Source organism: Neisseria sp. HMSC066H01 (genome assembly GCF_001837375.1).
Taxonomy (GTDB): domain Bacteria; phylum Pseudomonadota; class Gammaproteobacteria; order Burkholderiales; family Neisseriaceae; genus Neisseria.
The window spans coordinates 200,349-218,260 of sequence record NZ_KV832195.1 but is presented as its reverse complement, the minus strand read 5'-3'; the positions used below and the strand labels follow the sequence as shown (position 1 = coordinate 218,260).

Sequence of the window (17,912 nt, the reverse complement as noted above, 5' to 3'; positions counted from 1 at the left end):
GCTCTACCAACTGAGCTATTCCCGCATATTGAAAAAGAACAATCAACAAGTCATCAGAATGGAGCGGGAAACGAGTCTCGAACTCGCGACCTCAACCTTGGCAAGGTTGCGCTCTACCAACTGAGCTATTCCCGCATTTGAGTGCATCTGAAATTAAACTGGAGCGGGAAACGAGTCTCGAACTCGCGACCTCAACCTTGGCAAGGTTGCGCTCTACCAACTGAGCTATTCCCGCTCTGATATTTGTTGCTTCGTATATCGAAGAAGACGCAATTATTATGGATTTAATCGCGTGCGTCAAGTGTTTTGTTTTTATTTTTTTAAAAAATTTATTTGAATTCTTTCCATGCCATTTTCAGGTAGTAGCACATTGACCAGATGGTCAATACAGATGCTATAAACATCAATATGTTACCAATTAGATAGAAAGGATCATTATATTTGTCTGTGCCGATAAGCAAAAGGAAGATGGCGATCATTTGGGCAGTGGTTTTGAATTTACCGATGGTTGCCACGGCAACGCTGCCGCGTTTGCCCATTTGCGCCATCCATTCACGCAAGGCAGAAATGGTAATTTCCCGGCCGATAATAATCATGGCGAAGATGGCGTATGTCCTGCCAAGGCTGACGAGCAGGAGCAGGGCAACTGCGACCATGAGTTTGTCGGCAACGGGGTCGAGGAATGCGCCAAAGTCGGAAGTTTGTTTCCAGCGGCGTGCCAAAAAGCCGTCGAACCAGTCTGTAATAGCGGCAAGTGCAAAGATAATAGCGGCTGTCCAGTTGACGGTTTGTGGTTGAATCCATGTGTTCGGTAAATAGAATAGGATGGTGAACACGGGGATTAATAGGACGCGCATCCAGGTAAGTAAAATAGGTATGTTCCAAGGCATGGTTTGGGATCTTTTGGATGATGTGTCGGGTTGTTCATTATAGCTTATTTGTTCACTCTGCTTTTTGAAGTGTTGTTTTTTTGCCGACAAGTATCTCGGGCATAGATTTTTGTCGTGTGGGTTGTGAAGAAAATCTGCTAAGGCCGTCTGAAAAATAGGCTGTTGCGGGGTGTAAATGTTTTTGGGTAGAAAAGTAGCTGCGAAATAGTGGGCAATAAGGTCTGCCTGCTGTTCGATATTTAATTGGTTAATGTGGGGTAAAGGGATGGGGTAGGCGTAAGCTTTGTGTTTTCTGTATCCGCCTTTGAGCATGATGAATAGGCCGGAAAGCCAAACTTTGTGACCGCGCTGATGTTGCCAGACATGTGTCAGCTCATGAATCAGCCAAATTTTGTAGGCTATGCTGGCTTGAGTGAAATCTTCGGGACAGTGTTTGCGCGGAAAGTATATGTTTCCATTGGGTGCAATGGCGGTATTGGCGTTGGGTATAAGTGGAATGCCGCGATATATTTTGATGCGGTGGAAGTCTATGCTGTCCGAAAAAACTTTTTTTGCCATACGGACTTCGTTTTCGGTAAGTCTACGCCAATCGGAAAAAATCATATTTGGAAGGGAATATAAGAGGGTATGAAGATTTCAGGCCGTCTGAAAGGTTTCAGACGGCCTGGGTCGGGATTTATTGTTCTGTTGAAGCGGCTTGTTTGCCGTTGTCGAACAATTTGTCCATGGGTGTCAGGTTGACTGCATTGCCTTGGCTGACTATCCATTTGTTTTCAACACGCCATACGCCTGAAGCATCTTCAACGCGCAAGTACCAATGATTGGTTGGGCGTAAAGGCTTAAAGACGGCTTCGTATTCCATGCGGCCGTTTTGCGGCTCGGCTGTTACGGCGCGCAGCTTGACGGTTTGGTCATCGGCTTTGCGTGTCGGGTGCATCAACAATAGGTTTAATGGCTGTTTGGTATCGAATTGTCCGCTGACGAATACTTTGGCGGCGTTCATATCCGGACTGATTAAAACCTGCACCTGAATTTGCCGTTTAACGGCTTCTTCATCGCGGTGAAGTTGGATTTCGATGTGTTTGCCGTCTTTGTAGTAATCGTCAGACACCAAGTCTGTCGTATGTTCTTTTGCGACGAAGAACATGGAAACGCTGGCGATAACGACGAAGATGGGGCCGGCCATCAGCACCCAGGGCCAAATATGTTTGTACCAAGGTTTGATTTGGGGTTGTGGGGACACCGTTTATTCTCCGATAAAGGTTGCTTTTTCTTCTAAAGTAGTCGGTTTGGAGTCGGCAGAGCCGGTCTCGCGATAGGTAAAGGTAAATTCGATCGGATGGCTGCCTTTGTCGGCGTATTCGGGAATGGTGGATACCTGTACCGGGATGGTAACGGTTTCCCGCGGCGCAATTTTAATACCGTTTTCAGGCAGGCCGGTCAGCGCGATTTCATCAAAGCCTTTGACGGTTGCGGTCATCAGTTGTTCGTTTTCACTATTGTTGATAATGCGCAGGTTATAGGCATTTTCCAACCAGCCTTGGCTGTTTTCGCGAACCATGACGCCACGGTCTTTCAGGATATCGACTTCGACCATTTTTCGGGTGGAAATGCCGACCAGGAAGGCGATGATGACCACCAGGAGTACTGCGCCATAACCGGCTACGCGCGGACGTTTCAAGCGTTTTTTGATGTCGCTTTCAGGGTATTCGTGTTCCAACGCGCCTTCGGTCGTATAACGGATCAAGCCGCGCTCATAGCCCATTTTGTCCATGATTTCGTCACAGGCATCGATACACGCCGCGCAACCGATACATTGGTATTGCAAACCGTCGCGGATGTCGATACCGACGGGACAGACTTGCACGCACATGGTGCAGTTGATGCAGTCGCCCAAGCCGCTGTCTTCTTTGTTGGCGGTTTTCTTGCGTGCGCCGCGCGGTTCGCCGCGTTCGGCATCGTAAGAAATAATCAGCGTGTCTTTATCAAACATTGCACTTTGGAAACGTGCATACGGACACATATGCAGACACACTTTTTCGCGCATGATGTGGGCGAAGAAGAAGGTCATGAATCCGTAAAACGCTGCGGCAAACATCGCGCCGCCGCCTGCTGCTCCGGCAAACAAATCAGGAACAAACTGGCGGATCGGGACAAACCAGCCTGCAAAAGTAATGCCTGTCCATGCGCAGACAAGGAAAATCAGCAGGTATTTAGTGGCTTTGATGCGAATTTTAGTAAAGTTCCAAGGCGATTTTTCCAGTTTCAAGCGTTTGTTTCTATCGCCTTCGACCAAGTTGTCAATCCACAGCATAATTTCGGTGTAAACCGTTTGCGGGCATGAATAGCCGCACCACAAACGACCGGCAATGGTTGTCCACCAAAACAATCCGAATGCGCAAATCATCAGCAGCAAGGCAAGGTAAATCAAATCGCCCATGCCCAGCGACAGTCCGAAAATGAAGAAATGACGGTCAGGGATATTGAATAAAACCGCCTGACGGCCGCTCCAGTTGAACCATGGAATAACGTAAAATACAAACTGGGTCGCCAATACGGCGGCGATACGCAGTTTGGCAAAGCGTCCTTCCGCCTTTTTAGGATGGATGCGTTCGCCTTCGGGATGGATTTGAATCACGCTGGATTTGGGTTTGGAAGGTTTGGGCGGAGTAGCTTTTGCTGTTTTTTCTGTTGAGGGTGTGGTGTTTTCAGCTTGGTTTTCTGGTGACATTTCAGTGTTCCTTGATGAAGTGCACACAAGCCTGTTGTCATGGTAGTAGTTTGATGTGAATATTTTCAGACGGCCTTTTCGCGTGCATACAAATCATAACATTTGACTCTATTCAAAGCAAAAGAAGGACTTTGTCTTAACAATGGATTCCCTGCGGCCGTTTGATGTAGGGCCGTCTGAAAAGGGCGGTATTCAAAGGTTTACGGTTCAGCCTGTGTACAAACTTATAGTGATTTGCTATTTACACGATAAAAATATATAAAGCACTGTTTCAAAACGAAATAACAGTTAATATCATCTGTCCCGTCCGTTTCGGGCAACCGAGTGGAAACAGGCCGTCTGACAAAGCGAATATCAAAAGCTATCCTTGAAAGCACGGCTGATTCAGGCGATAATCGGCACACCTTTTTTCATATTTCCAATCTTGTCCAAGGAAGGTCAAACCATGTCTCAACTGGCAAACGCAATCCGTTTCCTCTCAGTCGATGCCGTACAGAAAGCAAACTCCGGCCACCCCGGCGCACCTATGGGTATGGCGGAAATGGCGGAAGTATTGTGGACGAAGTTCCTCAACCATAACCCCGCCAACCCTAAATTCTACAACCGCGACCGCTTCATCCTTTCCAACGGTCATGCGTCCATGCTGCTGTACAGCCTGTTGCACCTGACCGGCTACAACGTATCCATTGAAGACTTGAAAAACTTCCGCCAATTGCATAGCAAAACCCCCGGCCACCCCGAATATGGTTACACCGACGGCGTGGAAACCACGACCGGCCCGTTGGGACAAGGTATTGCCAACGCAGTGGGCATGGCTTTGGCCGAAAAAATCTTGGCTGCCGAATTCAATAAAGACGGCTTGAACATCGTTGACCACCACACCTACGTCTTCATGGGCGACGGCTGCATGATGGAAGGCGTGTCGCACGAAGCCTGTTCGCTCGCCGGCACTTTGGGCTTGGGCAAGCTGATTGTTTTATATGATGACAACAATATTTCCATTGACGGTAAAGTGGACGGCTGGTTTACCGAAAACATCCCGCAACGTTTTGAAAGCTACGGCTGGCATGTGATTCCAAATGTAAACGGTCATGATACCGATGCCATTCAGACGGCCATTGAAGCGGCCAAAGCCGAAACCGGCAAACCGTCCCTCATCTGCTGCAAAACCTTAATCGGCAAAGGCAGCGCCAACAAAGAGGGCAGCCACAAAACCCACGGCGCACCTTTAGGCACGGACGAAATCGAAGCCACGCGCAAACATTTGGGTTGGGCATATCCTGCGTTTGAAATTCCGCAAGAAATCTATGCCGCATGGAATGCAAAAGAAAAAGGCGCAAAACTTGAGGCCAAATGGAACGAGCTCTTCGCTCAATATCAAGCCAAATACCCTGCCGAAGCCGCAGAATTTGTGCGCCGCATGGATAAAAAACTGCCGGATAACTTCGATGCATACGTTCAAGCCGCATTGAAAGAAGTGTGTGCCAAAGCCGAAACCATCGCCACCCGCAAAGCCAGCCAAAATAGCATCGAAATTCTGGCCAAAGAGCTGCCCGAATTGGTGGGCGGTTCTGCCGACTTGACCCCATCCAACCTGACTGACTGGTCAAACAGCGTGTCTGTTACCCGTGAACACGGCGGCAACTATATTCACTACGGCGTACGCGAGTTCGGCATGGGCGCCATCATGAACGGCCTTGCCTTGCACGGCGGTGTGAAACCCTTTGGCGCAACTTTCCTGATGTTCAGCGAATACGAACGCAACGCCCTGCGCATGGCGGCATTGATGAAAATCAACCCAGTATTTGTGTTTACCCACGACTCCATTGGTTTGGGTGAAGACGGTCCGACCCACCAACCTATCGAGCAAACCGCCACCCTACGCCTGATTCCAAATATGGACGTATGGCGTCCGTGCGATACCGTCGAATCCTTGGTGGCGTGGTCTGAAGCCGTTAAAGCGGCCGATCATCCGTCCAGCTTGATTTTCAGTCGTCAAAACCTGAAATTCCAAGCGCGTGATGAGCAACAACTGAACGACATCAAACGCGGCGGCTACGTCATCAGCGAAGCCCAAGGCAACGCCCAAGCCGTCATCATTGCCACTGGTTCTGAAGTTGAATTGGCTCTTGAAGCGCAAAAAGTATTGGCGGAACAAGGTATTGCCGTGCGCGTTGTTTCCATGCCGTCCACTAACGTATTCGACCGCCAAGACGCCGCCTATAAAGCCGCCGTTCTGCCCGAAGGCTTGCCGCGCGTAGCCGTAGAAGCCGGACACGCTGAAGGTTGGTATAAATACGTCGGTTTGAACGGCGCAGTAGTCGGTATCAACCGCTTCGGCGAGTCTGCACCTGCTGATTTGCTGTTTAAAGAATTCGGCTTTACCGTAGATAATGTGGTTGCTACTGTTAAATCCGTTTTGTAAATCAGATTTTTGATTGAGATAAAAAGGCCGTCTGAAATTTCAGACGGCCTTTTATTTTTCAGTCAGTTAAACAGCTTCTGCTTCAGGTTTGACCTTGTTTTTCTTAAACTTCAACACGGCTACTTCTTTTGCCGTATCCCAGTCTATACGCACGAAGCCGCCGTCGGCGAGTTTGCCGAACAGGAGTTCGTCGGCGAGCGGTTTGCGGATTTTTTCCTGAATCAGGCGGTGCATCGGGCGCGCGCCCATTTGTGGGTCGAAACCTTTTTCCGCCAGATATTTGCGCAATGCTGGTGTGAACTCGGCTTCGACTTTTTTGTCGAGGAGCTGGTGTTCGAGCTGGAGCAGGAATTTGTCCACGACTTTGGCAATGACGGGTTCGGACAGGGGTGCAAACGGGATAATCGCATCCAAACGGTTGCGGAACTCGGGCGTGAAGAGTTTGTTGATTGCCTGCATTTCGTCGCCGCGTTCGCGCTTGGCGGTAAAGCCGAGGCTGGGTCGGCTGAGGCTTTCTGCGCCTGCATTGGTGGTCATAATCAGGATGACGTTGCGGAAATCGGCACTCTTGCCGTTGTTGTCGGTCAGTTTGCCTGCGTCCATGACTTGCAGGAGGACGTTGAAAATGTCGGGGTGGGCTTTTTCGATTTCGTCCAAGAGCAACACGCAGTGCGGCTGTTTGTTGACGGCTTCGGTTAAAAGACCGCCTTGTTCAAAGCCGACGTAGCCCGGCGGCGCGCCGATGAGACGCGATACGGCGTGGCGTTCCATGTATTCGGACATATCGAAGCGTTGCAGCGGTACGCCCATTGAGTAGGCAAGCTGTTTGGCGACTTCGGTTTTGCCGACGCCGGTCGGGCCGGAGAAGAGGAAGCTGCCTATCGGTTTGTCGGGCAGGGCAAGGCCGGAGCGCGACATTTTGACGGCGGCAACCAGCGCGTCGATGGCGTTTTCCTGACCGTAAACCATGTTTTTCAAATCGCGGCCGAGGAATTGCAGCACTTGTTTGTCGTCGTGGGACACGGTTTTTTCGGGAATTCGTGCGACTTTGGCGATGACGGTTTCGATTTGCGCTTTGCCGATGACTTTTTTCTGTTTGGATTTGGGCAAAATCCGTTGCGCCGCGCCTGCTTCGTCCATCACGTCGATGGCTTTGTCGGGCAGGAAACGTTCGTTGATGTAACGCGCGGAAAGTTCGGCGGCGGCTTCGAGTGCGCCTTGTGTGTAGCGCACTTGGTGGAAATCTTCAAACATCGGTTTCAAGCCGCGCAGGATTTGCACGGTTTCGGCGACGGTGGGTTCGACCACGTCGATTTTTTGGAAGCGGCGGCTTAAGGCATGGTCTTTGTCGAAAATGGTGCGGTATTCGTCGTAAGTGGTTGCGCCGATACAGCGCAGCGAGCCTTTCGCCAGCGCGGGTTTGAGCAGGTTGGATGCGTCCATCGTGCCGCCGCTGGTACTGCCCGCGCCGATGATGGTGTGGATTTCGTCGATAAACAAAATGGCGTGCGGGATTTTTTCGAGCTGTTTCAAGACGGATTTGACCCGCGCTTCAAAGTCGCCGCGGTATTTCGTGCCCGCCAAAAGTGAACCCATATCCAGTGCGTACACTTCGGCTTCTTTCAGCGCGTCGGGAATGTCGCCGTTGACGATTTGATGTGCCAAACCTTCCGCCAGCGCAGTTTTGCCCACGCCTGCTTCGCCGACTAAAAGCGGATTGTTTTTGCGGCGGCGGCACAGGATTTGCACCAACCGTTCCATTTCGTGTTTGCGACCAATCAAAGGGTCGATACGGCCGGCTTTGACTTCGGCGTTGAGGTTGACGGTGTAGTCGGAAAGTGAGCCGGTTTTTTGTTCTGCTTCTTCGCCCTCACGTCCCAGGCCGTCTGAATCATTGCCGTCTTCGTCATCGGGTGAGCCATGGGCAATGCAACGCAAGACTTCAAAGCGCGTAATGGATTGCAATTTGAGGAAATAAACGGCATGGCTTTCGGATTCGCTCATCATGGCAACCAAAATATCCAAAGGCTCTACTGCGGCTTTACCAGCAGACTGGGTATGCACCATCGCCCGTTGGATGACGCGTTGGAAGCCCAATGTCGGTTGGGTTTCGACCGTATCCAGAAGATGATCGGGAATTTGCGGCGTATTTTCGGCAACACTGGCGGCCAGCTGCTCGGACAGGACTTTCAAATCCGCACCACACAGTTTCAAGACGTTCGGCACAGCTGCATCTTCTTCTATCAGCACCAAAAGCAGGTGTTCCAAGCTGATAAACTCATAACGCGCATTGCGTGCTTCACGGTAGAGCAGTTGCAGGATGTGTTCCAATTCGGGTGAAAGCATGGTTTAAACCTCTTCGACTATACATTTGAGCGGATGCCCTTCAGCTTTGGCGCGTTCCATGACCTGATGCTGCTTGGTTTGCGCAATATCGCGCGTGTAGGTGCCGCACAGGCCTTTGCCTTCGTGGTGCACCAGCAGCATGACGGCCACGGCCTGTTCCTGTGCAAGCATAAAGACTTCGGTCAGGATTTCGACGACAAATTCCATGGTGGTGTAATCGTCGTTCAATAAAAATACGCCGTAACGTTTCGGCGGCTGCGTGTTGATATCGCTGAGCAGGGTATCGGATTGGTGGTCGGTATTCGGATGGTTCATGATCTTAGATTTCAGTTTTCAGACGGCCTGTTTTAGAGTGCAAACCGTTTTCTGTTGTATTTCGGCCAATTTTTTCTATTTTCCCACTTTTTTGAAAACATAGCTTGACGTTTTGTCTTAACAAATGTAAAAAGACGGTTAAGCAGAAGTTGGCACTCGACCGCGTAATAAAAACGAGGGAGAAACGCTGAACGTTTTAGTTTGCTGTATGCCTTGTTTTGCTGATTTTGTTAATTTTTAAGTATAGGAAGTTTCTAATGGCAACCGGTATCGTAAAATGGTTTAACGACGCTAAAGGTTTTGGTTTCATCACTCCTGACGAAGGCGGCGAAGATTTGTTCGCTCATTTCTCAGCGATCAACATGGAAGGTTTCAAAACCCTGAAAGAAGGCCAACGCGTGTCTTTCGACGTAACCACCGGCCCTAAAGGCAAACAAGCTGCTAACATTCAAGCTGCTTAATCAAATGCGCGGCGTAAGCCGTAAAATCATGGCGGGGTTTCCCGCCATTTTTTATGGGCGTTCGGGTTAAAAATTATGAATCCAAATTCATCTTATCAAAATGCTTTAAACCAGTTGGACGAGCTTATCCGTCATTTTCGCAGCGAAGGCGAGGTCAGCTGTGCCGTTGCCGAGCGTGAAGACCAAATTTTGATCCGCCTTGCCGATTTGAAACTGGATTTACGCCCTGAAGATGAAAAAGCCATTGCCGATATAGACCGCTTTTACCGCCGCCATGTTTTAAGCGAATAAACGTTTCAAAACCGTTTGCCGTTTTATTTTTTAAGCATGCCTGATAAAATAGGCCGTCTGAAAAGTTTGTAAAGAATCAGCACAATGAGTATTGCCAATAATAAAAAAGCCTTTCACGATTTCTTTATCGAAGACCAAATCGAAGCCGGTATAGTATTGGAAGGATGGGAAGTCAAAGCCATCCGCGCTGCACGCGTGCAATTAAAAGAAAGCTATATCTACTGGAAAAAAGACGCATTTTATTTGGTGGGCTGCCACATTACCGCATTGCCCACTGCCTCGACACATGTCAAACCAGATCCTGTCCGTCCGCGTAAGTTATTGTTGAAACAATCGGAAATCAATAAGTTAATCGGCAAAACCGAACGCGCCGGTTATACGATTGTGCCCTTAAACCTGCATTACACCCGCGGTAGAATCAAAGTGGAAATCGGTTTGGCCAAGGGTAAGAAACAGCATGACAAACGCCAAAGCCTGAAAGAAGCGGATTGGAAGCGTGAGAAACAACGTTTGATGAAAAACGTACGTTGATTTTTTCAGACGGCCTTTTGATAAAGGCCGTCTGAATATTTATTGTTTGAAAATTTTAAAAAGGAAAACAGATGAAAACCATGATTTTAACGGCGGCTTCAGCCGTATTGTTGCTGGGCGCGTGTTCTACGACCGAACAAAGAGTATTGAAACCTGAAGAGCTGACCAGCATCAAACATGTCTGCATCATTCAAAACGCAAAAGTAAGACCGCATGATTTGGATCGTGCTTTGTCCAAAGCTTTGGCAAAACGCGGCATTGGCAGCACGATTGTAACCGCAGACAACCGCGGCAAACTGTATGATTCTTCTTGCCCGTATAACTTGCGTTACAAAACCAAAGGCAATAACGAAATCTTGCGTAAAGGCGTATTTGTGTTGCGAAGCACCAAGTATGCGGTTTCTACGGTCAGCTATTCTTTGAACGATGAAAACCACTTCCGAACCAATCCTGATTTGGTGAAACAGGCTGAAGGCGTTGTCGCCAAATTGTTGGAAAAAAACAGCAAATAAAAGCCAGGATAAAAAAACCGGCTTGCCGTGATATGGAGAATATCGGGCAAGCCGGTTTTATTTTCAGACGGCCTTAAATGGATTTGATTTTTTCCCAGAGGGTTTTGACCGTACCTTGATAGTAGGTTTCAGAAGTGCAATAGACTGTTTCTAAAGCACATTGTCCTTGTGAGCCGTATTTTTTGATACACTGGTTCAAGGCAATTTGATGCACGGTTTTGAAACGTGGGGAGGTAATGGCCACTACGTTTTGAGCGGTCAATTTGCCCATGGCTTTAGGGTAGGCAACCGCGATACAGGTATTATGTAGAGGGACAACTGTTTTGCAGCCTGTTGCTTGGCCTGCGCCGATACCGGCTAAGGCATCTTGGCCTTTGCAGAATGTTTCGAGTTCTGCCGTCGCATCCAGTTGGGTGGCATTTTCTTTGGTGGTTTTGATTTGCAGCGCTTCATTGCTGTCGGCTGGGTTTTGCCACATGGCCAGGTAGCCGTAAGTATCGGCAGCCAGGGCGGCAGGAGTCAGTGCGCAAAGGATAAGTGTCGTTAGTGTTTTTTTCATGTTTGCTCCCTGTTTGTTGGGTATTTGTTGTCATTATAAAGCAAAAGTACTTATTTGATATAAATTTGCCATTAAAATGAAATTCAGTGTGGCAAACAGATAATAGGCCGTCTGAAATTTCAGACGGCCTGTTGATGATGTTTCAAAGAATAGAATGTAGCTTAGAGGTTTATACGCTGTGGCGGTCGAGCCAACGTTCGGCATCAAGTGCGGCCTGACAGCCGGAAGCCGCACTGGTGATGGCTTGACGGTAGGTGTGGTCTTTGACGTCGCCTGCCGCCCATACGCCTTCGATATTGGTGGCGCCGACATTGTCACCGGTACCACCTTTGGTTTTCAGATAGCCGGTTTCATCCATATCGAGTTGGCCTTTGAAGATATCGGTGTTGGGTTTGTGGCCGATGGCGATAAAAACGCCTTTTACAGCGATTTCTTCAGTGCTGCCGTCATTGTGTTTCAGGCGTGCACCGGTAACGCCGCTTTCGTCGCCCAAGATTTCATCAACCGAGCTGTTGAGCTTGAGGATGATTTTACCTTCTTCAACGCGTTGCATCAGTTTGTCCACCATGATTTTTTCGGCGCGGAAGCTGTCGCGGCGGTGAATCAGGGTAACGGTGTTGGCGATATTGGCAAGGTAGAGGGCTTCTTCTACAGCGGTATTGCCACCGCCTACTACTGCAACATCTTGTTTTTTGTAGAAGAAACCATCGCAAGTTGCGCAGGCGGAAACGCCTTTGCCTGCAAAGGTTTCTTCGCTTGGCAAACCTAAATATTTGGCGGATGCACCGGTGGCAACGATGAGCGCATCGCAGGTGTATTCGCCCATATCGCCTTTGAGGGTAAACGGACGGTTTTGCAAATCAACGGTGTGGATTTGGTCAAAAATCATTTCAGTACCGAAGCGTTCGGCATGAGCTTGGAAACGGGCCATCAGTTCCGGACCTTGTACGCCTTCGGCATCGGCAGGCCAGTTATCCACTTCGGTGGTGGTCATCAATTGTCCGCCTTGTTCAACGCCGGTAATGATCACAGGATTGAGGTTGGCACGGGCGGCATAGACGGCGGCAGTATAGCCGGCAGGACCGGAGCCGAGGATGATGAGTTTGTGATGGTTGCTCATGATGGTTTCCTTGCTGATAAATGATTGAATTTTGTCGTATCTAAGCTTTCAGACGGCCTGAATTTTACTTGAATCTGCCGCCGTCTGAAAGATGTTTGTAGCTTGTGTTTAGTGGCTGTCTTTCCATTGATAGTATTTTGAGCCGAGGAAAGAGCCGAGTTTGCGCAGGAAAGGCTGGGTGATGATGTTGCTGTGGCGCAGTTGCTCGAAAGGTTTCAGACGGCCGTCATCGCCCATGATGGCTTCGGCAATCGCCAAACCGGCAATGCCGGTAATCGCCATGCCGTGTCCGGAGTAGCCTTGTGCAAAGAAAACGGTAGGGGCGAGGCGGCCGAAATGTGGGGCGAGGTTGCGCGTGATGTCGCATTCGCCGCCCCAGGAATGCTCGATTCTGACATCGGCAAGTTGCGGGAAAACTTTCAGCATGTCTTGGCGGACGAGTTCGGTCATGCGGTCTGGATCGTCGATAAATTCGTTGTCTTTGCCGCCGAAGAGTAGGCGGCCGTCAGCGCTGAGGCGGTAGTAGTCGAGGACGTGGCGGTTGTCGCAGATGGCCATATTATTGCGGATCAGGTCTTTGGCACGATCGCCCAGAGGCTCGGTGGCGATGATAAAGGTGCTAACCGCAATGGCTTTTTGTTCCAATACTTTGAATTTCGGGTGTAAACCGGCATAAGTATTGACGGCATAAACGAGGTTTTTGCACTCAACACTGCCATTAGGTGTATGAACCAGCCAGCCGTTATCGCATGGCTCGATACGCGTCATCGGGGATTGCTCAAAAAGTTGTGCGCCTGCATCGGCTGCCGCTTTGGCAATGCCTAGGGTGTAATTGAGCGGGTGCAAGTGGCCGGATAAAGGATCAAATTGCGCGCCTTGATACCTATCGCTGGCAAGTTGTTGCTTCAGCGTGGCTTTATCCCAAAGCTGGTAATGGCTTGCGCCATAATGTTTTTGGGCGTGTTCGTGCCATTGTTGCAATTCTTCCCAATGCTGAGGACGGACGGCGACGGTCGCATAGCCACGTTGCCAATTGCATTGGATATTGTGTTTTTGAATGCGCGAGTCAACCAGTTCAACGGCTTGCAGGGATTGCTGCCAGAACCATTGGGCCTGTTCTAAGCCGACTTGTTTCTCGATTTCTTCCATGCCGCAGGCAAAATCGCTGATGACTTGTCCGCCGCTGCGGCCTGATGCGCCGAAACCGATACGTGCGGCTTCGAGTACGATGACTTCATGGCCGTTTTCGGCAAGCGGTAGGGCGGTGCATAAGCCGGACAGGCCGCCGCCGATAACGCAGGTTTCAGTTTTCAGACGGCCTTCAAGTGTCGGATAAGTCGGATGGGGATTGGCCGTGCTGACATAGTAGGAAGGAAGGTATTCTTTGAAGCTGGGATTAATCATGATTTGAGCTTTAGGTTGGTTTTAACTTCATTGAAATTGGTTTTCAGACTGCCTTAAATATGGGTTTGGGTTTAGGCCGTCTGAAAGGATAAGATGCAGTTAATAAAACAGGCTGTTCCGACACTTTATCGGACAGCCTGTCTGCATATTAGGCGGCTTTCTCGGCTGCCAATTTTTCTTGGCGGTAGGCTTCGGCAGCCTCGCGTTCCCGTTTGGTTGCCTGACGCATCATCCAGTAGTTAACGACAATAACCAGCGTACCGATGATACCGATCAGGATGGTTGCCAAAACGTTCATCTGAGGGTCAAGGCCGAGTTTGATTTTGGAGAAAATTACTTGCGGCAATGTCGATGAACCCGGGCCTGACAGGAAGGAGGTAATCACCAAGTCGTCCAAAGATAGGGTAATGCCCAAGAGGAAGCCGGAAGCAATCGCAGGGGCAATCAGCGGCAGGGTAATCACGAAGAAAATCTTCAGCGGACGGGCGCCCAAGTCCATAGCGGCTTCTTCCAAGGATTGATCCAATTCCACCAGGCGCGAGCGGATAACGACGGTAATGTACGCCATGCAAAGCGTAGTGTGGCCGAGGAAGATGGTGAAGAAGCCGCGATCGAAGTAGAGCGATTGCAGCAATTCACTGCCTTGCAGGAACATTTGCACCTGAATAATCAACAGCAGCATGGACAAACCGGTAATCACGTCAGGCATCACCATAGGCGCGGAAATCATACCGGCAAACAGGGTGCTGCCGCGGAAGCGCTTAATGCGCGCCATGGCGTAACCAGCTAATGTGCCGAGTGCCACGGCGGCAAGTGAGGAAACGATGGCGATACGCAATGACAGCCAGGCCGCTTCCAAGATGGTGTCGTTTTCCATCAATGCGCCGTACCATTTAGTTGAGAAACCGCCCCAAACGGTAACCAGCTTGGATTCATTGAAAGAATAGATGACCAAAACCACCAGCGGAATATAGAGGAATGCCAGCGAGAGCAGGAGCATCAGTTTCAAGAACCAGGATAATTTGGTTTTCTGCATTATTTGCCTCCTTCTTCCAATTCGCGGTTTTCATAGTGTTGGAACAGGGCAATCGGTACAACCAACAGGGCAACCATGACGACGGCGACGGCAGAAGCCAGCGGCCAGTTGTTTTGGTCGAAGAATGCCTGCCACAATACTTTACCGATCATCAGGTTTTCAGAACCGCCCACCAATTCAGGAATCACAAATTCACCGACGGCCGGCACAAAGACCAGCATAGAGCCTGCGATGATGCCTGTTTTGGATAAAGGCAGGGTAATGGTAAAGAACGATTTGATCGGACCTGCACCCAAGTCGGAAGCGGCTTCGAGCAGACGGTTGTCCAGTTTTACCAATTGTGTGTACAGCGGCAAAATCATAAACGGCAAATAGGCGTAAACCATCACCAAATTCAGCGAAAACGCATTGTAGAACAAGTCTAAAGGCTCGCTGATGATTCCGTATTTAATTAAGAAATTGTTGATGATGCCGTTGTGTCCCAATAAGCCCATCCATGCGTAAACACGCAACAGGAAAGAGGTCCAGAAAGGCAGCATGATTGCCAACAGCAGGCCGTTGCGCGCAGCCGGATTGGCGCGTGAAATAGCATAAGCGGTCGGATAACCGATCAACAGGCAGATGATGGTCGTCGTCAGCGCAGTCTTAATCGAAGACCAGTAGGTCATCAAATAGATATTGCTGTTTTCACTGTCGCCAAACGGATTGAGCGTATTCCAAAAGTTTTGGAAAATGTCGGCGTAGTTCTGATAGCTGATGGCAATGTTCAGACGGCCTAAGTCTTCATCAATCGTTGTCAGCGGCGTAAATGGCGGAATGGCAATTTCTTGTTCGGCAAAGCTGATTTTCAATACGATGGCGAACGGAATCAGAAACAGAATCAAAAGCCAAATATACGGCACGGCAATCACTGCACGCTGGCCGGGGCGGCGGAACAGTTTGTTTTTCAGTTTTTTAAGGTTCATTGCATTTCCCTCAAATTAACTGAACAGAGGTGTCGGTTGGTTTTCAGGCCAGCTGATATAGACAGTCTCGTCCCAGGTCGGCGGCGTAATGTTACGCACATACCAATAAGGTGCGGGAACTTGGCTCTTGACGACACGGCCGTTGGCAAGTTTGATGTGGTAAATCGCGAAGCTGCCCAAGTAGGCAATTTCTTTGACTGTGCCTTGGGCCCAGTTGTGCGCGCCCAAGTGTTCTGGTTTTTCTTTATGCAAATCAATATCTTCAGGACGAATACTGATCCAAATTTCATGATCGTTCGGAACGCCCAGGCCGTGGTCGATGCGGACGTGGTTTTCCAAGCCGTCACATTTGACGATGGAGAAATCGGCGCGGTCGTCAATAACAACGCCGTCAAAAATATTGGTTTCGCCGATAAATTCGGCGGTAAAGCGGCTGTTAGGATAGTCGTACACGTCGCTAGGTGTGCCGACTTGACGCAATTGGCCGTCGGACATAATGGCAATGCGAGTCGCCATCGTCATTGCTTCTTCTTGGTCGTGGGTAACCATGATGCAGGTCACGCCGACTTGTTCCAGCGTGTTGACCAATTCCAGTTGGGTTTGTTGGCGCAGTTTTTTATCGAGTGCGCCCAAAGGTTCGTCAAGCAGCAGGATTTTCGGACGTTTTGCCAGGCTGCGCGCCAAAGCGATACGCTGTTGCTGGCCGCCGGAAAGTTGGTGCGGCTTGCGTTTGGCGTATTTGGTCATTTGCACCAGGCGCAACATTTCTTCGACGCGGGCGTCGATTTCGCCTTTAGGCATTTTGTCTTGTTTCAGGCCGAAAGCAATGTTTTGTTCAACGCTCATGTGCGGGAACAGGGCATAGCTTTGGAACATCATGTTGATTGGACGCTCATAAGGGGCAAGCTTGGTAATATCTTGACCGTCGAGAATGATTTTGCCCTGATTGGGGCTTTCCATGCCTGCCAACATACGCAGCAGTGTGGATTTGCCACTGCCTGAGCTGCCCAAAAGGGCAAAGATTTCGTGTTGATAGATGTCCAAGTCGATGTTATCGACAGCGTAATTGTCACCAAACTTTTTCACCAAGCCTTGGATTTGCAAATAAGGTTTGGCTGAAGACGCAGTGGTTGCGGTCATAATGGCAATACTCCAAAAAGAAAGACGAGTACCGGCAAAACGGATTTTCGAATGGGTGATAAAAAGCTGTTTGATTGCTGGCGGGAGTCGGACGGAGGCCGTCTGAAACTCTTGTAAAGCGCACGGGCAGCGTGGATAGAAAGCAGTTTAAGCCTCAGCTTTTGCTCTCGGCAAACTCAATATTATATTAGCCTAAGCCTCATAGGGGCAATATGAAAATGCTTGTAGCGGCTGATTTGAAGCAAATAGGAAAGGAAAGGCAGGCAGGGGAACAGGATAGCGAAAATGGGTAACGTTGTTTTTCTGCACAAAAGGGTTTAATTTATATTCAAATGTCTTAAAAAATAATTCAAGATAGAATAAAATACGCAAATTGCATTAATTTTAATAAAATCGTGCGGATTGCGTTTTATGCGGGCAAGATGGTTTTGTTCTGAATAAAAACCAAATCCGTTATATGAATAAAAAGGGAAAACATGAGCATTAAAGAATGGCCCGAGGGGGAGCGGCCGCGTGAGAAGCTGTTGGAGCGCGGCGCGGCGGCGTTGAGTGATGCGGAGTTGCTGGCGATTTTATTGCGTGTCGGAACGCGCGGCATGAGCGCGGTCGATTTGGCGCGTTATTTGTTGAGCGAGTTCGGCAGTTTGGGAAAGATGATGAGTGCGGATGCCAAAACACTTTCTGCTTGCAAGGGCATGGGTTTGGCGAGCTATACTCAGTTTGCCGTGGTCAAAGAAATCGGACGGCGGATTTTGGGTGAAGATTTGCAGGAGCAGATTGTTTTGTCAAGCCCAAAATCGGTTGCGGATTATCTACGCCTGCATCTTGGGCATGAAAAAATCGAGGTCAGCGTTGCTTTGCTGCTTAACCGCCAAAATCAATTGATTGCGGTACGGGAATTGTCGCGCGGTACGGTGGCGGAAAACACGGTTTATATTCGTGAAATCGTCAAATTGGCATTGGATGAATATGCCGACAGTTTGATTTTGGCACACAATCATCCGGGCGGTTCGGCAAGGCCGTCTGAATCTGATGTGCAGTTTACAGAGCGTTTGAAACAGGCTTTAAGTTTGGTGGATATTACGCTGTTGGACCATTTTATCGTGACGGCAAAAGAAACCTGCTCTTTGCGCGAACAGGGCTATATGTAAGGATGGATGTTCAGACGGTCTCAGTAAGATTGGTT

The 17,912-nt window shown here is 49.3% G+C and carries 17 protein-coding genes and 2 tRNA genes; 6 read left to right on the top strand and 13 right to left on the bottom strand.

The annotated features are described in order from the left end of the window. Positions 1 to 59: 59 nt before the first annotated feature. From HMPREF2551_RS07890 to ccoG, 5 genes are all read right to left on the bottom strand, one after another. Positions 60 to 135 (bottom strand) — tRNA-Gly (locus HMPREF2551_RS07890). 24 nt (positions 136 to 159) lie between these two features. Next, positions 160 to 235 (bottom strand) — tRNA-Gly (locus tag HMPREF2551_RS07885). Positions 236 to 329: 94 nt separating this feature from the next. After that, entirely contained in the window at positions 330 to 890 is a 561-nt protein-coding gene (pgsA, locus tag HMPREF2551_RS07880; protein WP_003679552.1) for a CDP-diacylglycerol--glycerol-3-phosphate 3-phosphatidyltransferase, read from the bottom strand. Between the two features lie 676 nt (positions 891 to 1,566). After that, positions 1,567 to 2,133, bottom strand: a complete 567-nt coding sequence (locus tag HMPREF2551_RS07870) for a FixH family protein (RefSeq protein ID WP_003746123.1) — start codon at positions 2,131 to 2,133, stop codon at positions 1,567 to 1,569. A 3-nt stretch (positions 2,134 to 2,136) separates the two neighbouring features. Beyond that, complete coding sequence (gene ccoG / locus HMPREF2551_RS07865) at positions 2,137 to 3,621, bottom strand: cytochrome c oxidase accessory protein CcoG (RefSeq protein ID WP_049348432.1); 1,485 nt, start codon at positions 3,619 to 3,621, stop codon at positions 2,137 to 2,139. Positions 3,622 to 4,066: 445 nt separating this feature from the next. Between ccoG and tkt the strand changes: the two genes are divergently transcribed. Beyond that, the gene (tkt, locus tag HMPREF2551_RS07860; RefSeq protein ID WP_070838286.1) at positions 4,067 to 6,046 is read left to right on the top strand and encodes a transketolase; all 1,980 of its coding nucleotides are present in this window, start codon (positions 4,067 to 4,069) and stop codon (positions 6,044 to 6,046) included. A 66-nt stretch (positions 6,047 to 6,112) separates the two neighbouring features. Here the strand turns inward: tkt and clpA are convergent, their stop codons facing one another. Together clpA and clpS are read right to left on the bottom strand one after the other, a co-directional pair. Further along, positions 6,113 to 8,392, bottom strand: a complete 2,280-nt coding sequence (clpA, locus tag HMPREF2551_RS07855; RefSeq protein ID WP_070838284.1) for an ATP-dependent Clp protease ATP-binding subunit ClpA — start codon at positions 8,390 to 8,392, stop codon at positions 6,113 to 6,115. Between the two features lie 3 nt (positions 8,393 to 8,395). After that, positions 8,396 to 8,707, bottom strand: coding sequence for an ATP-dependent Clp protease adapter ClpS (gene clpS, locus HMPREF2551_RS07850; protein ID WP_003679561.1), 312 nt, complete (start codon positions 8,705 to 8,707; stop codon positions 8,396 to 8,398). A 257-nt stretch (positions 8,708 to 8,964) separates the two neighbouring features. Between clpS and HMPREF2551_RS07845 the strand changes: the two genes are divergently transcribed. The 4 genes from HMPREF2551_RS07845 (at position 8,965) to HMPREF2551_RS07830 (ending at position 10,502) form a co-directional block, all read left to right on the top strand. Then, positions 8,965 to 9,168: a cold-shock protein gene (locus HMPREF2551_RS07845; protein WP_002217533.1), complete on the top strand. Its 204-nt coding sequence runs from the start codon at positions 8,965 to 8,967 to the stop codon at positions 9,166 to 9,168. A 75-nt stretch (positions 9,169 to 9,243) separates the two neighbouring features. Beyond that, complete coding sequence (locus tag HMPREF2551_RS07840) at positions 9,244 to 9,459, top strand: hypothetical protein (RefSeq protein ID WP_003746135.1); 216 nt, start codon at positions 9,244 to 9,246, stop codon at positions 9,457 to 9,459. Positions 9,460 to 9,543: 84 nt separating this feature from the next. Then, positions 9,544 to 9,990, top strand: a complete 447-nt coding sequence (gene smpB / locus HMPREF2551_RS07835; protein WP_003679566.1) for an SsrA-binding protein SmpB — start codon at positions 9,544 to 9,546, stop codon at positions 9,988 to 9,990. A 71-nt stretch (positions 9,991 to 10,061) separates the two neighbouring features. Beyond that, complete coding sequence (locus HMPREF2551_RS07830; protein ID WP_070838282.1) at positions 10,062 to 10,502, top strand: hypothetical protein; 441 nt, start codon at positions 10,062 to 10,064, stop codon at positions 10,500 to 10,502. 73 nt (positions 10,503 to 10,575) lie between these two features. Here HMPREF2551_RS07830 and HMPREF2551_RS07825 read toward each other — a convergent pair whose 3' ends face one another. The 6 genes from HMPREF2551_RS07825 to potA form a co-directional block, all read right to left on the bottom strand. Next, a complete protein-coding gene (locus HMPREF2551_RS07825) occupies positions 10,576 to 11,061 on the bottom strand; it encodes a DUF4189 domain-containing protein (RefSeq protein WP_070592024.1) in 486 nt (161 codons plus the stop codon). Positions 11,062 to 11,230: 169 nt separating this feature from the next. Continuing rightward, a complete protein-coding gene (trxB, locus tag HMPREF2551_RS07820) occupies positions 11,231 to 12,181 on the bottom strand; it encodes a thioredoxin-disulfide reductase (RefSeq protein WP_003746139.1) in 951 nt (316 codons plus the stop codon). Positions 12,182 to 12,289: 108 nt separating this feature from the next. After that, entirely contained in the window at positions 12,290 to 13,585 is a 1,296-nt protein-coding gene (locus tag HMPREF2551_RS07815; protein ID WP_070838280.1) for an NAD(P)/FAD-dependent oxidoreductase, read from the bottom strand. A gap of 148 nt (positions 13,586 to 13,733) precedes the next feature. Then, entirely contained in the window at positions 13,734 to 14,621 is an 888-nt protein-coding gene (locus HMPREF2551_RS07810) for an ABC transporter permease subunit (protein ID WP_003679574.1), read from the bottom strand. After that, a complete protein-coding gene (locus tag HMPREF2551_RS07805; RefSeq protein WP_003746146.1) occupies positions 14,621 to 15,586 on the bottom strand; it encodes an ABC transporter permease subunit in 966 nt (321 codons plus the stop codon). Before HMPREF2551_RS07805 ends, HMPREF2551_RS07810 begins: the two co-directional genes overlap by 1 nt. A gap of 15 nt (positions 15,587 to 15,601) precedes the next feature. Continuing rightward, complete coding sequence (gene potA / locus HMPREF2551_RS07800; protein WP_003746147.1) at positions 15,602 to 16,726, bottom strand: ABC transporter ATP-binding protein; 1,125 nt, start codon at positions 16,724 to 16,726, stop codon at positions 15,602 to 15,604. 476 nt (positions 16,727 to 17,202) lie between these two features. Here potA and radC point away from each other — a divergent pair, with 476 nt between their 5' ends. Next, positions 17,203 to 17,877 (top strand): RadC family protein, encoded by a 675-nt coding sequence (radC, locus tag HMPREF2551_RS07795; protein WP_070838278.1) that lies wholly within the window; start codon positions 17,203 to 17,205, stop codon positions 17,875 to 17,877. Positions 17,878 to 17,912: the final 35 nt, after the last annotated feature.

Coding starts and splice junctions, on each gene's coding strand:
- HMPREF2551_RS07845 (WP_002217533.1), top strand. CDS start 8,965: ATGGCAACCGGTATCGTAAAATGGTTTAACGACGCTAAAGGTTTTGGT.
- HMPREF2551_RS07810 (WP_003679574.1), bottom strand. CDS start 14,621: ATGCAGAAAACCAAATTATCCTGGTTCTTGAAACTGATGCTCCTGCTC.
- ccoG (WP_049348432.1), bottom strand. CDS start 3,621: ATGTCACCAGAAAACCAAGCTGAAAACACCACACCCTCAACAGAAAAA.
- pgsA (WP_003679552.1), bottom strand. CDS start 890: ATGCCTTGGAACATACCTATTTTACTTACCTGGATGCGCGTCCTATTA.
- smpB (WP_003679566.1), top strand. CDS start 9,544: ATGAGTATTGCCAATAATAAAAAAGCCTTTCACGATTTCTTTATCGAA.
- tkt (WP_070838286.1), top strand. CDS start 4,067: ATGTCTCAACTGGCAAACGCAATCCGTTTCCTCTCAGTCGATGCCGTA.
- HMPREF2551_RS07815 (WP_070838280.1), bottom strand. CDS start 13,585: ATGATTAATCCCAGCTTCAAAGAATACCTTCCTTCCTACTATGTCAGC.
- HMPREF2551_RS07805 (WP_003746146.1), bottom strand. CDS start 15,586: ATGAACCTTAAAAAACTGAAAAACAAACTGTTCCGCCGCCCCGGCCAG.
- clpA (WP_070838284.1), bottom strand. CDS start 8,392: ATGCTTTCACCCGAATTGGAACACATCCTGCAACTGCTCTACCGTGAA.
- HMPREF2551_RS07830 (WP_070838282.1), top strand. CDS start 10,062: ATGAAAACCATGATTTTAACGGCGGCTTCAGCCGTATTGTTGCTGGGC.
- HMPREF2551_RS07825 (WP_070592024.1), bottom strand. CDS start 11,061: ATGAAAAAAACACTAACGACACTTATCCTTTGCGCACTGACTCCTGCC.
- potA (WP_003746147.1), bottom strand. CDS start 16,726: ATGACCGCAACCACTGCGTCTTCAGCCAAACCTTATTTGCAAATCCAA.
- HMPREF2551_RS07840 (WP_003746135.1), top strand. CDS start 9,244: ATGAATCCAAATTCATCTTATCAAAATGCTTTAAACCAGTTGGACGAG.
- trxB (WP_003746139.1), bottom strand. CDS start 12,181: ATGAGCAACCATCACAAACTCATCATCCTCGGCTCCGGTCCTGCCGGC.
- clpS (WP_003679561.1), bottom strand. CDS start 8,707: ATGAACCATCCGAATACCGACCACCAATCCGATACCCTGCTCAGCGAT.
- radC (WP_070838278.1), top strand. CDS start 17,203: ATGAGCATTAAAGAATGGCCCGAGGGGGAGCGGCCGCGTGAGAAGCTG.